The organism is Sphingobacterium prati (assembly GCF_013167215.1).
GTDB lineage: Bacteria > Bacteroidota > Bacteroidia > Sphingobacteriales > Sphingobacteriaceae > Sphingobacterium > Sphingobacterium prati.
Genome location: NZ_JABJWY010000038.1, coordinates 80,354 through 94,087 on the forward strand (window position 1 = coordinate 80,354; position 13,734 = coordinate 94,087).

A 13,734-nucleotide genomic window follows, 5' to 3' on the forward strand; every position below is an offset into this window, starting at 1 on the left:
TTTTTGTATTTATATATATTTAATTAAAAATCCTATTTGGAATGAATAAGGTCTAATAGATCTCTTTCATTAATCATTGGGATACCCAGTTTCTCCGCCTTAGCTAGTTTAGAAGGTCCCATTTTGTCTCCCGCAACGAGATAATTCAATTTTGCGGAAATGGAGGAAAGCATCTTTCCACCATTGCTCTCGATTAGCTCTGCGAGTTGCTCCCTGGAATAATCTGCAAATACACCTGAAATCAAGAAAGTTTTGCCACTGAGATTTTCACTGGCCAGAATAATTTCCCTTTCCTCAATTTCCAACTTTAAGCCATAATTTCTTAAACTAATGAGCTGTTGCTGGTGGATGGGGTTGTCCAAATATTCTCTAACGCTTTCAGCAATACGGCGTCCGATATCTTGAACTCCCTCGATTTCTTCGGTAGAAGCTTGAGCAAGGGCATCTATATTTTTAAAGTGCTGTGCTAACTTCTTTGCGGTAGTTTCGCCAACATGACGTATGCCCAAAGAAAATAGCACTTTCTCGAAAGGCTTTTCTTTTGATTTTTCAATGCCAGCAAGCATATTGTCTATGGACTTTTGCCCAAAGCGCTCTAGTTGCTGCAAATCTTCTTGATGATCTTTTAGACCATAGATGTCCACAATATTGTGCAACAGTCCTTTTTTAAAGAAACTTTCTACTGTTTCATCACCCATGCCCTCAATATCCATCATTTTACGGCCAATAAAATGCTGCATTTTACCGACGATCTGTGGTGAACAGCCTGTTTCATTGGGGCAGTAATGAACGGCTTCGCCTTCTTCTCTAACGAGTGTTGTTCCACATTCCGGACAACTGTGCGGATAGATAAAAGCTACAGTATCGGGTAACCTTTTTTCGAGGTTTACGCCAATAATTTTAGGAATAATTTCGCCTCCTTTTTCTACATAGACGGTATCTCCCTGGTGTAGATCCAGACGTGCAATTTCATTGGCATTATGCAATGAGGCGCGTTTGACTGTGGTGCCGGCCAATAGTACCGGTTGGAGATTTGCTACGGGGGTAACTGCTCCAGTACGACCGACTTGATAGCTAATGGCATTGAGCGTAGTCTCAACGCGTTCTGCTTTAAACTTGTAGGATATAGCCCATCTTGGGTTCTTTGCCGTAAAACCTAAATCTTCCTGTTGAGCATAATCATTTACTTTGATTACGATGCCGTCGATTTCGTATCCAAGATTGTGTCTTTCGGTATCCCAATAGTCAATGAATTCAAAAACATCTGCCAGTGAACTACATTTTTTTGTATGTTCACAGACATGGAAACCCCAGCGTTTCACATGTGCTAAACTGTTCCAATGATCGTGAAATAAATTTGTTCTATTGTCACAATACAGGAAGTATTGAAAGCAGTCCAAGGGTCTTTTGGCAACCTCTGCGGAATCCTGAAGTTTTATTGTGCCCGAAGCAAAATTGCGCGGGTTGGCATAAGTTTGTTCCGCATTCTCTTCACGCTCTTTATTCAGGCGAAGGAACGCAGATTTGTGCATAAATATCTCGCCCCGGATTTCAAACTGGCTAGGATAGTCGCCCTCTTTGAGTCTAATCGGAATGGAGCGAATCGTTTTGATATTATTTGTCACCACATCACCTTGAGTTCCATCCCCACGGGTAACTGCTTTTTTGAGCAGTCCATTTTCATAAGTTAGGCTAATGGAAAGACCGTCGAATTTTAATTCACACACATACTCAAACTGATCGCCAATGATCTTGCGGATTCGTTGATCAAAGTCAAATAGTTCATTTTGACTATAGGTATTGCCCAAGGAAAGCATGGGCCAACGGTGTTTTTCTGTTTTGAATTTGGAGGTGATGTCTCCTCCTACACGTTGTGTAGGTGAGTTAGGATCAGCAAACTCTGGATATTGACGTTCCAGTGCTTCGAGTTCCTTTAGCTTGAGATCGAAGTCATAATCTGAAATAAGACTATCTGCCAATACATAGTATTGATAGTTATAATGATTGAGTTCTGCTGTTAAGTCTTTTATTTTTTTTTCAATATCCATCGTCAACATGTTGCAAAATTACAAATAAAAAGTACGTTTAAATAAAATTAATAAAGAATCTTCTTATGCACAGTGCCTTATTTTCAATATGCGTTTTTGTGCACTTTATACTACGGAATTTAACGGCCTTATTTGAAATCCTTAGGGTTCAATTGCGAAAATTTATGTTTATTATTTGTGTAAAAATCAATAATGATGGAGTTGTCGTATTGTCCTTTCTGATTTTCTATAGCCATGTATTTCTTTCGTTTTCTAGCATTTTTAAAAATATTTAGGAAGAAATACTGATGCGCGCGACTGATCGCCCATGCATCTTTCGGCTTGCGATCAATTAGAAATTTTATCAGCGCAGCAAAATCGAACCAAAAGCGTAGAAAAATTATCCAAATGGCCCGTCCTAAAGGCAGATTCTTTTGCAGCATGACCAGATTATTCCTAAAATTCAGATAAGTCTTCTTAGGATTGCTAGCATTTAGCGTGCCTCCACCGACGTGGTAAACAACCGATGTTGGACAATAACCTATCGCATAGCCCATCTTTTTCAAGCGCCAACATAGGTCTATCTCTTCCATATGGGCAAAGAAATCTTCGTCTAGACCATTTGCTTGTTTCCATGCTTTTTCCCGGATAAAAAGTGCTGCTCCGGAAGCCCAGAAAATCTCGGATTCCTGATTGTATTGACCATGATCTTCTTCCACTTCATGCAAAATTCTTCCTCTACAGAATGGGAAACCAAAATAGTCGATATAGCCACCAGCTGCACCGGCATGTTCAAAGTTGTCTTTGTTATGATAGGAAAGGATCTTGGGTTGTGCAGCAGCGATAATCGGATTGCTTTCCATGTAACTAACGACGGGCTCTATCCAGTTTTGCGATACTTCTACATCCGAATTCAACAAAACGTAATAATCTGCATCCACGCGTTCCAAGACTTTGTTATAGCCACCAGCGAAACCATAATTCCTGTCGTTTTCAAGGATAGTAATGGCAGGGTAGTATTGTTTGACAAATAGTACAGAATCATCATCCGACGCATTGTCACCGATAACAAACTCAATATTTGGATAAGAACTGTTGTACACGGAAGGCAGGAATTTCTCCAGGAAGAAACGGCCATTCCAGTTTAATATAACAACAGCTACTTTTGGTAATTTACTCATTTTCTGCGTTTCCTTTTCCAGCGATTATGTGACCAAAGCCAATATTCGGGGTTTTTACGAATCATTTGTTCTGCAAATCTATTGTGCAAATCGGTTATTTCATGTTCGGTAAATTCCGAAGGGTCTTCTACCAACGTAAAAAACTGACAAGAATATTGGCCCCTTTTTTTCTTCCGTCCAATATGACAATATACGATAGGAGCTTTGCTTATTCTTGATAAGCGTTCGGCTCCGGTGTAAACCAGTGTTTCTTGATTCAACCAATTGATAAAATAATCAGAATCAGAATACAGCGGCGTTTGATCGGCTACCAGTATGCTAACATTAGGTTGTCCTTTCAATTTTACAATATGCCTGAGAATTTGTTTCATCGGAACCATTTCAGCCCCAAAGCGACTTCGCATTGTATTGTATACAGTGTCAATATCTTTGTTATTTAACGGCTTATAAACAATCAATGTCGGGAAATTCGTAATCAAACTCAAACGGTGAATTCCCAGTTCCCAATTAGCATAATGAGAAGTGACACCAATGACATTTTTTCCAGCATCAAGATGACGCGTTAATTCTTCCTCATTATCCAAAGTCATCTTCTTTCTGACTTCGTTCGCTGTAATCGTCTTTAATTTGATGGATTCCACAAGTAGGTCTGGAAAAAAACGATAGAATTTCTTTGCGATTGCTAGTCGTTCGGCCTCGTTCTTTTCAGGAAAAGCATTCGCTAAATTTTGAAATACAATATTCTTTCTATATCCAATGATGTAATAAAGAATATAATACAGCCCATCGGAAATCAAATATAGAAACCAATAGGGAAGAAGAGAGATAATATAGATTAATGCGTTTAACGCTTTTTGTTTCATGCTATAGCTAAAATTCCCAGTAGTATTTTACAAATATCCTTAATTTAAGTTATTTTTGCGTCACTTATAACAAAAATCATCAGTTTTTATGGAATCGCAGTTATTACTTCCAGCATGTTATCTTCCGCCGATATCGTATTTTCATACCATACAGGAGAATAATCTCCCTGTTGTCATCGAAAAATATGAACATTTTCAAAAGCAGAGCTATCGTACACGGGCGCGCATTGCTTCTGCAAACGGAGTGCAGGATTTAATCGTTCCGATCCAACACGGCAACAAGGATCGGGTTCCAATGAAGGATATCCGGATAAGTTATGAATTTGACTGGCAACGCTTGCATTGGTTAAGTATTCAGACAGCCTATAGAAGCTCAGCGTATTTTGAATATTATGAAGATGATTTTAGTCGCTTTTATCATGAAAAGTTTGATTATCTGCTTGACTTTAATGTCGCACAGTTGGAACTTATATTAAAATCCATTAAACTAAAAAGAACACTTTCTTTTACAGAGGAATATGCTGTAAGTGGTTCTTCTTTAATTGATTATAGAGAGGCGATACATCCAAAAAAGGAAAGTGTATTGCTGGCTCCGAAAGAATATTATCAGGTTTTTTTGGATAAAAACGGTTTTTATCCGGATTTGAGCATCATCGACTTATTATTTAATCAAGGTCCGCAATCCAAAAGCTATCTTTAGAATATTTTAAATTCCTTGAACATTATGCGTTTAATATTGTTCTTATTCAGTATTAAACGCTTATTAATGAAAAGATTTTTTCTTGCTGTCATTCTTCTTTCTCTGTTTAGCATTAACACGTATGCTCAGGATGGGGTAGACACGATACATTATCGGAAAGTTTACTATTGGGGGACAACTGGAATGGGGTTTCCGATAGGTAAAACCAAAGATATATTATCTCCCAAATTTTCGGGTAGTATTGGCTTGGATATTTCCCTTAAAAATTCTATGTTTTTTGTATCCCCGACCCTGTATACATTGTCATTCAAATACAAACAGCGTCTGCCTGATCCGAATTTTGCCTATCGCATTGAAGATGCGAATACGAATTTCTATACATTGGCATTTTCGGGTGGTTTGCGAAAACAGATGCGGCGATTAAATGTCTACGGTTTTATTGGTCCAGGAGTAGGGTTGACCAGCGAACCGCGTGCCACTGTTATGATCGATGAGAAAGTAGTTAAAATGGAAAATAAAAATCATTTTAACCTCTCAAGTAAACTCGGTGCAGGAGCGGACTATAAATTCAATGGCTTTTTCCTTGGCTTGGAGTTAGGTTATCTGCACAATTTTAGAAAGATACAGGATACGCCAGTCAATATTTTTACGGTGATGATTGGACTAAAATCAGACATCACCCAGATTGGTGATAAAGTGATTGATGTAATTGGTATAGATGGCTCTATTAGCGGGAAAAAGGATAAAAGACCATAGTTTTATTTTAATACTTGGATCGTGTCGCCTATATGTGCTTCTGCGTCCGGGCCCATTTTCTTTACTTTTTCAGTTTGTTCAATCGCGACAGCAAACGCAGATGGAACGATACCTGACCCAAATTTAATGGCATAAAATTTAGTGAACTCTGCGCCAAAATAAAGTATCGCAGCTGAATAATAGATCCATAGCAACATCACGATAATAGACCCCGCAGCTCCGTAAAAACTAGCTGTAGCAGAAAGACTAAGATAAAGCGATATACCGTAGCGCCCCAACATAAAAAGGAGACCGGTGAAAATAGCACCACCTAGTATATCACGCAATTTTACCTTGGCATCAGGTAAAAACGAAAAGATAAATCCGAAAAGAATAACGATAATGGAAAATGTAATACCTGTATTTACCCAAGATATCAGGGCAATTGGTATGATGGGGAAATAGGTCATGACCAAATTGGTTACTGCGACGATAACTCCATTTATCATTAACGAAGCAATTAACAAAAAGCCTAAAGCAAGAATGATGGAAAAGGAAATTAGTCTATTGATGATCAATTTTAACCATCCTTTCTTAGGTTTGGGCTTGACTCTCCAGATGTTGTTAATGGAATCTTGGATATCGACAAACAAAGTCGTCGAGGAAAGAACCAGCGTGACGATACCGATTGTAATACCCATGTTGGATTTATTTTCAAAAGTAATTTTCTGAAGATAAGATTGAATTTGGGTGGTCACATCTTGCCCGAAAAGGACCATGACTTCTCCGAGCACCTCATCCTGGGCAGAGGAGCCGCTTTGAAGGTGTTCACCATAAAAGAAACCGATACACCAAATGACAATCATAAGCAACGGGCCTATCGAGAAGATCGTGTAATAGGCCAGGGATGCACTTTTCTTCATGCATTTGTCGTCATTGAAACCATTGAAGGCGTCAATCATGACTTGCCAAATATTTTTCCAGTATACGAATGTAAATAGATCCTTTAGTGTTACGTGCTTCATAATAAGATTATCCGCTCCAATAATCGTGCAAATTGTTATTCCTGATGCTGATCCATATACAATCTGTCGATGGCAACTTCATTCTCTTTTAAAATGATTTTTCGTTTTAAACTTAATTTGGGCGTCAATTGACCTTCACTAATCGTCCATTCTTTTGGAAGAAGAATAAATTTCTTGATGACTTCCCAATGGCCAAAGTTAGCTGATAAGCGATTTATTTCCTCCTGATATTTTTGAATGACTTCGGAGTTTTTAATGATTTCTTCGTTTGTACTCGCTGATATTCCTTTCTGAGTAGCCCATTTCGAAAGCACATCAAAGGCAGGTACAATTAATGCGCTCGGAAACTTGCGATTTTCACCGATTACCATCACCTGACCAATCAAAGTAGATTCCATCAATTTATTTTCAATGGACTGTGGCGCTATGTATTTTCCGCCAGCAGTTTTAAACATCTCTTTTTTTCGATCTGTGATCTTTAAGAAACCATCCGAGGTAATTTCTCCAATGTCACCAGTTTTAAAAAAACCATCCCCATCAAAAGCATCTCTAGTCGCTTCCTCGTTTTTATAATATCCCGTTGTGATACTTGGTCCCTTTACAAGGATCTCACCATCTGATGCAATTTTTACGTCAAGGTTTTTAAGGGGTTTTCCGACTGTGCCAAACTTCAGTCCATTTGGTAAATAAGAGTTTACGGCGATCACTGGGGATGTTTCGGTCAAACCGTAACCTTCAAGCACTTTCAGGTCAGCAGCCCAAAAAATACGCGCCAGGCGCTCTTGAAGAGCTGCTCCACCAGAAACGATAATTTTAATATTCCCCCCTAATGCCTCTTGCCATTTGGAAAAGATCAGTTTGCGAGCGATACCCAGCTTAAAGTTGTAGAATACACCGTTTTTTTCGGGCTCCTGGAATTTTAACCCCAAATCTACTGCCCAGAAGAATAGCTTCTTTTTGATCCCAGTTAGCGCTTTACCTTTTTCAATAATCTTGTCATAAACCTTTTCAAGTACACGTGGTACCGTGGTAAAGACATCTGGTTTTACATCATTGATATCTGCTACCACATTGTCTAAGTTTTCTGAAAAGTAAATTTTGATACCTTTTGAATAGTACATATACACGACCATACGTTCAAAAATATGGCATAGTGGAAGAAAACTAAGTGCCGTCTTGAAATCCTCCCGTATCAAATAATTACAGGCCGTGACATTGCTATAGACATTTTTATGCGATAAGTAAACGCCTTTAGGACGGCCAGTGGTACCGGAGGTATAAATCAACGTCAAAAGATCTTCTTCATTGACATTATCGCGATGGGATGATAGATCGGTCTTGTCTTCTGTTGCGCTAGCAATTAAGTCGGCCAATGTAATGTGGTGTTCAATCCGGTCGAAGGTATACACACGCGGTTGTATGCCATGTTCCCTAATCGCTTGCTCAATCCGGTCCGTCAATTCCTTGCTGCTTACAAATAATACTTTGACGTCCGAATCGTTGACAATAAATGACAGATCTTGAGCGGATAAGGTCGGATAGAGCGGGACGGTTGCAAGTCCTATTTGGTTGCAGGCAAAATCAACCAAATTCCATTCTGGTCTGTTACCGGACATTATCCCCACACGATCGCCCTTCTTAAGATCCAATTTGAGGAGTGCCCTACTCAAGGTGTCGATTGCCTCTGTATATTCTTTGGTGGAGTAAGTTTTCCAGTCGCCATTAGAGTCTCTCCCGGCCACCATAATGTCCTTTGCGTATTTTTCTTTATATAAGGTTATAAAGTCAAAAATTCTGCCCATATCACTTGAGTTTATTGGTTACCACTATTGACTTAAATATAAAAAAAATATCAGAATAATTTGGAGATATTGGGATTAATGTCATAACAAATTAAACATTGTGTCGTTATAGCTGTAATTATTACTTTTGATAATATAAAAGGAGAATATAACGCATACAATTTTTATGAAGAAAATATTTTTGGCTATCGGTGGAATGCTGATGTTTGGTGCGCTATCCAATAAAGCTGTAGCTCAGTTGGATAATAGAGGTGCGATTGGTGGGCGGTTTGGTTCTGCTCAAGGCATTACTTATCGTCATACCCTTAATTCGAATCATGCCTTGGAAGGTATAATGAGTATTCAAAGCAATTCCGATTTCCGTCGATTTCGTGTCGTTGGATTGTATGAGATTTACAAACCTTTAACAGCCGGTTTAAATTGGTACTATGGCTTTGGTGGAAGTATCGGGTCTTATAAAGAAAAAGATAAAATTATAGATGGTCAACGTCATTCATTTGATTCGCATCTTAATTTAAGTATAGATGGTATTTTGGGAATTGAATATAATATCCCGCAGGCCCCATTTCAGATTTCATTGGATGTAAAACCCTATTTTGACTTTTTGAATGAGTCGAGCATCAAAATATTCGATCCGATAGGATTTTCGGTAAGATATAAATTCTAAATTGCAGAAAGAGCAGAACTATAGTTCTGCTCTTTCTGTTTAAGCCATAAATAGGGTCATATTTACTGTGCAATAGTCTGTAGTTATTCAAATTATGCCATCCAAATTTTTCCCAACAGTTCCTGTAAGAATGTTTGATCCTTCAGTTGGCGGATCTCATAGATTTTTTTATTATTTCTTCTAATTTGGACTGGTATTTCCCGGATGAGCCCATCTCTTGCGATCAGGAAATTCAACATGTCTCCTTCTGCAGCATGTTGCGTGACGAAATCGATCTCTTTGTCCTTTAAGTCGAGTCTGATGTTGTTGATCGCAATTAGCTCATCTCTGACATTTAGGCCAGCATCATATGCGCCAGTTCCTTTTTCAACAGTTGCAACGCTGATTAAGCCATCTGTTTTGTTGGTCGTGAAGCCCAAAGTTAATGTATCATTATCTTTGTTGGTGTCCACAATTTCGTATCCCACCAAATTAAAATAAGCGTTGTAATCGAGTTCGCCATCCTCGTGAGCCGCTTGGAATATATCCTGCAGCGAAGTGTCTGCGATACGTTCCGCAAGACTCTGGAACTCGTTTTCTTCAAACCCACGATCGAGTTTTAGGAAAAACTCTTCGTAAGCCGCGCGGATGATATCATCCAATTTTATCTTGCCATCTGTGGCCGCTATTATCTTGATATCCAATAAGGCTGTAAGCATTGCCCCTTTGTTATAATAGGAAATGGATGAATTAATGGCATTTTCATCGGGTCTATAATATTTAATCCAGGTATCAAAGCTAGCGGCTGCCGCAGACTGTATCTCATGTCCTGGGCGATTTAGCACAATATTGAAATCATTTGCCAACAATGCAAGGTATTCCTTCTCGTCGTAGAATCCACATCGTTTAATGATTAAATTGTCATAATAAGAGGTGAACCCTTCCATGATCCATAAACCAGTGGTATAGTTTTCGGTATCATAGTCAAATGGCCCCAATGCTTTGGGACGCAATCGCTTTACATTCCATAAGTGGAAATATTCATGGGCGACGAGGCTAAGATATGTTTTGTAGCTGTTTTCATTTCGATAAGCGTTTCTTGCTGCCCCTAGGACAGTAGAATTGAGATGTTCAAGACCGCCACCACCGGATTGATAATTGTGGGTGATGATGACATAACGTTTGTTGGGATTTGATCCCCAAATACGGGTTTCTTCTTCCACAATACGTGTAATGTCCTTTGTAAGACGCGCTTTATCGTACGATCCTCCGCCTACCATGGCACACTCATGTTCTACTCCAGCAGCTTGAAACTTCCAGCTATCATGGTTTCCTACCTCAATCGGGCTATCGTATAAAACATCGAAATTTGGTGCATGAAACGTATGCTGTGTCAGTTGTTCCAGTCCAGTTGATATATTTTTCCATGCCTCCTTTGGTACGATAGTGATACTGGAAGGAATGTTGATATAACCATCCATATAAAGGAAGGTAGCTGTTGGAACAATAAATGCATGGTCACTGTCAAAAAAGTTTGTACGAACCGAGACCTCAAAACCATATACAGCATAGCAAATATCTATTTGGTTCAATGCGTCTGTTGTAACGCGCCAGGTGTTTTTTGAAATTTTGCGGAAAGCAATCGGGATTCCATTGGTGTCGACAGGTTTAAATCGCTCTACATGTTTTGCATATTCGCGAATTAGATAGGAGCCTGGCGACCAAACTGGCATTTTTAGATCAACATAGGGTTGATTTAGTTTTTTAATGCTCATTTTTACGTTGATGTAATGAGCTTGTACTTCTGGAAATGATACCTCAAAGTTTATTGTGGGTATATTTAAATGGTCACTATCCATGAAAGATGATTTTAGTATGCGCTTTACAAAATTAAAAGTATCTTATGCTTAATCAAACAAAAAATGTATTGTTGGTCCTTTAATAGTTCATTAAATCCTCCTATCTTGATTGAATAAAAAAAAAATCATTGGATTGTAAGATATTACATAAGGAATCCAAGATACGTATTTTCTTTAAGAATCGCCGTTTCAGTTTGGACGTAATTTTTGTATATTTGATACACTAGTTTATAAGGGAAAATAATCAGGAATTTGTATGATCTTAGTTGTTGATAGTGGCTCGTCAAAGTCAGATTGGAAATTGGAATTGCCAGATAGTGCACCTATTTCCTTCAGTACAAATGGACTTAATCCTTTTTTCGTTAATGAAAAAGAAATCACGCGGGTTATTAAAGAAATACCAGAAATAATACCCTATGCAGACGAGGTTACAGAGCTTTATTTTTTTGGAGCGGGCTGTATTACCCCTGATCGCCGTGAAATGGTTTCAAACGCATTGACTCCTTTATTTGAAAATGCCTATATCGCTGTTGAGAATGATCTTTTCGGCTGTGCTTTGGCAACCTGTGGTAATAAAAAAGGCTATGTAGCTACATTGGGGACAGGATCAGACCTGAGCTTTTTCGATGGGGAGGAGCTAATGACTTCGCATAATGGTAATGGTTACGTTCTGGGTGACGAAGGTTCCGGTGCTTACTTTGGTAAAAAACTGCTGCGTTTATTTCTATACGGGCGGATGCCAAAAGATTTGAATGAGAAGTTTGCTGTGAAATACCGTATAAATAAGGAGATAGTTATAAAAAACGTTTATCAGAAAGAACGGCCAAACGCTTTTTTAGCATCTTTTGCGCCATTTATGTCAGATAATATTACCCATCCATTTATCATTGACCTGGTAAAAGGTGGTTTTGAAGAGTTCGTTCAGGCATCTATTTTGACTTACGCTGATTACAATCAGTACGAGTGCCACTTTGTTGGTTCTATTGCCTACAGTTTCGACCTATTATTACGTGAAGTGTGCGAAACGCATCAGATTAAGGTGGGAACAATCTTAAAATCACCGATTAACGAATTGTTCCATGCAGTATTGGAAAGAGAGAGTAACTCATTGTTGAGTCTTTAAATATAGATAAATATGATTATAGCGACTATTATGGTGTATATGTCAATGCTATTTGGCAATCCCGAAATTTATAATTTCACCTTTAAGACATTGGATGGACAGGAAGTGAAAATGTCTGATTTCAAAGGTAAAAAGATACTGATTGTGAATACAGCTTCTAAATGCGGTTTTACGAAACAGTATAAGGACTTGGAAGAGTTACATAAGACTTTCGGTGATAAATTGGTCATCATTGGTTTTCCGGCAAATAATTTTGGCCAACAGGAGCCGGGTTCGAATACTGAGATTCAGGAGTTCTGTGAGCAGAATTATGGTGTAGATTTTTTAATGGCAGAAAAAATTGACGTCAAGGGGGACGAGATTTCGCCTTTATTTAAATATCTGACTACACAGGATAATCCGGATTTTACCGGTGATATCAAATGGAATTTTGAAAAGTTTTTGATAGATGAAGATGGCAAATTGGCCCATCGTTTTCGCTCAGCAACCAATCCTTTGGATCCAGCAATTGTAAACTGGGTTGAGAAGAAAAAATAAATCAAGAGCTAAGCAATTTGATACCCCCAAAAAATTAGAGACTTTTTGGGGGTATTTTTATATCTCATGTGCCAGGCGTTCGAGAATAATCATATAAGGCCCGGATACAGTCTTTGAGCAGCGGGTTAAAATCTTCATTATCTGGGACATTACAGCCATTGGTGATCACTACGAATCCATATTTTTTTGCTGGATTGAAAAACATGGCACTGTATAAACCATATGCTGACCCTGTATGCCCTGTTAATGTGATACCGGGAATAATTTTGCTATTGTTCATGATCGCAAGACCATAGCCTGATTCTTGGTTAACAGCTGTTTGCATGATCTTTGCATACTTTTTATCTATTATTTTTTTTGTGCCACGCGTGCCATAGTTCATATGCATGAGCATATATTTGGCTAGGTCAAGCGCTGATATTTTCATCCCCCCAGTTGGCGAGAGTATAGGGGTGCTAGCCCCCAAATGATAAGTAGCAAGTTCATCGCGCCTCGGAGCATAAGCGTTTACTTCTTCCATAAAATTACCGTTTTCGTCGAAAGAATACAGGGGAACTAATTTCGAATGATCCAGCGAGTCCACACAATAGCCTCCATAAAGATGTAAGGGTTGTAGGATGTTTTTGAAAATATAGTTGTCAAAACGTATCTGTGTCAATTTTTCTAGTACTGCTCCTGCCATATTAAAATTTAGATTACAATATTGATATTGACTGCCCGGCGTATAACTATTGTATGAGTTTTTCCAGTTCGGATTTTTGGAGGGATTGATCACATCAAGATTAAAATAACCGTTTTTATCATTAATGCTTGAAGTATGGGAAAGTATCATCCGCAGGGTAATTTTTACTTCAGGATAGTTTGGATTTCTAACCGGAAAACCAATTAGGTCGCCAAAATCATCGTCTAAAGAACAGCTGCCTTGCTTTAAGAGCTGCATAAATGAGGTGGCGGTAAATGACTTCGATATAGAAGCGATCCTGAAAACATCGTTGTCCTGCAACGGGGTTTTGTCTTTTATGTTTTTGTACCCATAGTTCTTATGAAAGTCAATCTGGTTATTTTTGACCAGTACAACACTCAATCCTACCGCTTGATAGCGTTGCATTATTGCTTGTAATCGTTGATCAATTGCTGAAGACTGCTGTCCGAACAATAGTACGGGGAGCAATAACGTTAATTGCAGAAGGGAAATGATGATCTTTTTCATTGACTGAATCTAGATAAGGTAGTTCG

12 protein-coding genes are annotated in these 13,734 nt (G+C 38.6%); 5 read left to right on the top strand and 7 right to left on the bottom strand.

Features of this window, described 5'->3' with window-relative positions; all coding sequences use genetic code 11:
- Positions 1-32: 32 nt before the first annotated feature.
- From ligA to HPC41_RS19830, 3 genes are all read right to left on the bottom strand, one after another.
- A complete protein-coding gene (ligA, locus tag HPC41_RS19820; RefSeq protein WP_172395832.1) occupies positions 33-2,057 on the bottom strand; it encodes an NAD-dependent DNA ligase LigA in 2,025 nt (674 codons plus the stop codon).
- 119 nt (positions 2,058-2,176) lie between these two features.
- The gene (locus HPC41_RS19825) at positions 2,177-3,208 is read right to left on the bottom strand and encodes a glycosyltransferase family 2 protein (RefSeq protein WP_172395834.1); all 1,032 of its coding nucleotides are present in this window, start codon (positions 3,206-3,208) and stop codon (positions 2,177-2,179) included.
- The gene (locus HPC41_RS19830) at positions 3,205-4,071 is read right to left on the bottom strand and encodes a lysophospholipid acyltransferase family protein (RefSeq protein ID WP_172395835.1); all 867 of its coding nucleotides are present in this window, start codon (positions 4,069-4,071) and stop codon (positions 3,205-3,207) included. The genes HPC41_RS19825 and HPC41_RS19830 overlap by 4 nt, the downstream gene beginning before the upstream one ends.
- Before the next feature lie 88 nt (positions 4,072-4,159).
- On the opposite strand from HPC41_RS19830, the gene HPC41_RS19835 reads away from it, so the two are divergent.
- The gene (locus HPC41_RS19835) at positions 4,160-4,771 is read left to right on the top strand and encodes a WbqC family protein (RefSeq protein ID WP_172395836.1); all 612 of its coding nucleotides are present in this window, start codon (positions 4,160-4,162) and stop codon (positions 4,769-4,771) included.
- A gap of 66 nt (positions 4,772-4,837) precedes the next feature.
- Entirely contained in the window at positions 4,838-5,527 is a 690-nt protein-coding gene (locus HPC41_RS19840; protein WP_172395838.1) for a hypothetical protein, read from the top strand.
- A 2-nt stretch (positions 5,528-5,529) separates the two neighbouring features.
- Here the strand turns inward: HPC41_RS19840 and HPC41_RS19845 are convergent, their stop codons facing one another.
- Together HPC41_RS19845 and HPC41_RS19850 are read right to left on the bottom strand one after the other, a co-directional pair.
- Entirely contained in the window at positions 5,530-6,531 is a 1,002-nt protein-coding gene (locus HPC41_RS19845; protein ID WP_172395839.1) for a YihY/virulence factor BrkB family protein, read from the bottom strand.
- A gap of 35 nt (positions 6,532-6,566) precedes the next feature.
- Positions 6,567-8,333 carry an AMP-dependent synthetase/ligase gene (locus HPC41_RS19850; RefSeq protein WP_172395841.1) on the bottom strand — a complete coding sequence of 589 codons (1,767 nt, stop codon included), beginning with the start codon at positions 8,331-8,333 and terminating at the stop codon, positions 6,567-6,569.
- 166 nt (positions 8,334-8,499) lie between these two features.
- On the opposite strand from HPC41_RS19850, the gene HPC41_RS19855 reads away from it, so the two are divergent.
- Positions 8,500-9,000 (top strand): hypothetical protein, encoded by a 501-nt coding sequence (locus tag HPC41_RS19855; RefSeq protein WP_172395843.1) that lies wholly within the window; start codon positions 8,500-8,502, stop codon positions 8,998-9,000.
- Between the two features lie 92 nt (positions 9,001-9,092).
- Here the strand turns inward: HPC41_RS19855 and HPC41_RS19860 are convergent, their stop codons facing one another.
- Entirely contained in the window at positions 9,093-10,838 is a 1,746-nt protein-coding gene (locus HPC41_RS19860) for a M61 family metallopeptidase (RefSeq protein ID WP_172395844.1), read from the bottom strand.
- A gap of 256 nt (positions 10,839-11,094) precedes the next feature.
- Between HPC41_RS19860 and HPC41_RS19865 the strand changes: the two genes are divergently transcribed.
- Complete coding sequence (locus tag HPC41_RS19865) at positions 11,095-11,961, top strand: N-acetylglucosamine kinase (RefSeq protein ID WP_172395846.1); 867 nt, start codon at positions 11,095-11,097, stop codon at positions 11,959-11,961.
- 12 nt (positions 11,962-11,973) lie between these two features.
- Positions 11,974-12,498 carry a glutathione peroxidase gene (locus HPC41_RS19870; RefSeq protein WP_172395848.1) on the top strand — a complete coding sequence of 175 codons (525 nt, stop codon included), beginning with the start codon at positions 11,974-11,976 and terminating at the stop codon, positions 12,496-12,498.
- 64 nt (positions 12,499-12,562) lie between these two features.
- Here the strand turns inward: HPC41_RS19870 and HPC41_RS19875 are convergent, their stop codons facing one another.
- Positions 12,563-13,708 carry a serine hydrolase domain-containing protein gene (locus HPC41_RS19875; protein WP_172395849.1) on the bottom strand — a complete coding sequence of 382 codons (1,146 nt, stop codon included), beginning with the start codon at positions 13,706-13,708 and terminating at the stop codon, positions 12,563-12,565.
- Between the last annotated feature and the right edge of the window lie 26 nt (positions 13,709-13,734).

Bases quoted from the DNA above. Each gene is read 5' to 3' on its own strand.
- HPC41_RS19860 (WP_172395844.1), bottom strand. From the start codon at position 10,838: ATGGATAGTGACCATTTAAATATACCCACAATAAACTTTGAGGTATCA.
- HPC41_RS19845 (WP_172395839.1), bottom strand. From the start codon at position 6,531: ATGAAGCACGTAACACTAAAGGATCTATTTACATTCGTATACTGGAAA.
- ligA (WP_172395832.1), bottom strand. From the start codon at position 2,057: ATGTTGACGATGGATATTGAAAAAAAAATAAAAGACTTAACAGCAGAA.
- HPC41_RS19830 (WP_172395835.1), bottom strand. From the start codon at position 4,071: ATGAAACAAAAAGCGTTAAACGCATTAATCTATATTATCTCTCTTCTT.
- HPC41_RS19875 (WP_172395849.1), bottom strand. From the start codon at position 13,708: ATGAAAAAGATCATCATTTCCCTTCTGCAATTAACGTTATTGCTCCCC.
- HPC41_RS19850 (WP_172395841.1), bottom strand. From the start codon at position 8,333: ATGGGCAGAATTTTTGACTTTATAACCTTATATAAAGAAAAATACGCA.
- HPC41_RS19840 (WP_172395838.1), top strand. From the start codon at position 4,838: ATGAAAAGATTTTTTCTTGCTGTCATTCTTCTTTCTCTGTTTAGCATT.
- HPC41_RS19855 (WP_172395843.1), top strand. From the start codon at position 8,500: ATGAAGAAAATATTTTTGGCTATCGGTGGAATGCTGATGTTTGGTGCG.
- HPC41_RS19870 (WP_172395848.1), top strand. From the start codon at position 11,974: ATGATTATAGCGACTATTATGGTGTATATGTCAATGCTATTTGGCAAT.
- HPC41_RS19835 (WP_172395836.1), top strand. From the start codon at position 4,160: ATGGAATCGCAGTTATTACTTCCAGCATGTTATCTTCCGCCGATATCG.
- HPC41_RS19825 (WP_172395834.1), bottom strand. From the start codon at position 3,208: ATGAGTAAATTACCAAAAGTAGCTGTTGTTATATTAAACTGGAATGGC.
- HPC41_RS19865 (WP_172395846.1), top strand. From the start codon at position 11,095: ATGATCTTAGTTGTTGATAGTGGCTCGTCAAAGTCAGATTGGAAATTG.